This is a genomic window from Okeania sp. SIO3I5, assembly GCF_010672085.1.
Taxonomy (GTDB): domain Bacteria; phylum Cyanobacteriota; class Cyanobacteriia; order Cyanobacteriales; family Microcoleaceae; genus Trichodesmium.
Genome location: NZ_JAAHHT010000448.1, coordinates 2,091 through 3,201 on the forward strand (window position 1 = coordinate 2,091; position 1,111 = coordinate 3,201).

General features: G+C 33.4%; 1 protein-coding gene. It reads left to right on the forward strand.

All coding sequences use genetic code 11. From position 1 onward, the window contains the following. The first annotated feature begins 193 nt into the window (after window positions 1-193). Window positions 194-934, forward strand: a complete 741-nt coding sequence (locus tag F6K40_RS39485) for a glycosyltransferase family 2 protein (RefSeq protein WP_293145558.1) — start codon at window positions 194-196, stop codon at window positions 932-934. Window positions 935-1,111: the final 177 nt, after the last annotated feature.

Below are 1,111 nucleotides of genomic sequence, written 5' to 3' on the forward strand. Positions count from 1 at the left end.
TCTATATCCTAATCCACTAATAGGTTTTGAATCAGTCAATAAAATTAGCTAATTTGCTTTGAAAGTAACTTTGAATTTTTACTCAATCTTTGAATTTTACTTCCTCTTTCAAAGATAATAAATTAATAGCTCAAAGCTAATAAATGACGGCTGAATCCTTTCCGTTTTATTATTCAAAAAAAAATTAAAACAAATGTTTTTAGAGAGAATATTCGTAATTATTCCTGTTCTTAACGAAGAACATACCATCGCAAATGTTATTAAGTCCTTGCAATTTTACGGACTAACAAAAATCATGGTAGTTGATAATGGTAGTACAGATAAAAGTGTAGAAAAATCTATCAACGCAGGTGCAAAAGTTATCCGAGAACCCATAGCAGGTTATGGTAGAGCTTGTTGGCGTGGTATTCAAAATACACCTTTAGAATGTGATTGGATTTTATTTTGTGATGGGGATGGTAGTGATGATTTAAAACAACTACCAAAATTTTTAGCTGCTACTAATAAATATGATTTAATCTTAGGCGATCGCCGTGCGACTAAAGCAGGCAGATCTGCCATGACTCCTGTACAAAACTTTGGCAATAAATTAGCTACTTTTCTAATAGGTTTAGGATGGGGATATTGGTATCAAGATTTAGGGCCACTGCGTTTAATTCGGAAGTCTAGTTTAGAAAGAATAAGAATGCGTGATCGAGGTTTTGGTTGGACTGTAGAAATGCAAGCTCGAGCGGTAGAATGTGGTTTTAAAATTAGTGAAATTCCTGTTGGTTATCGTCGTCGTCAAGGCGGGCGTTCAAAAATATCGGGTACTATAAAAGGTAGCTTTCAAGCAGGAACTATTATTCTGGCAACTCTAGGAAAATTATACTTAAAACGTCTGTGGAAAACTATAAAATTATTCAGAATTCAGAATTTAGAATTCAAAATTTAGAATTTATAATTCAGATGTTCATAACACTAAGAGATTGAATGTATCAGAAAATATAAAAAGGAGATAGGGAATAGGCAATAGGGAATAGGCAATAGGGAATAGGCAATAGAGAATAGGCAATAGGGAATAATGAGGAAGAAATCAACATAGACATTTGTAGCTTAGAAAGTGCCGGAA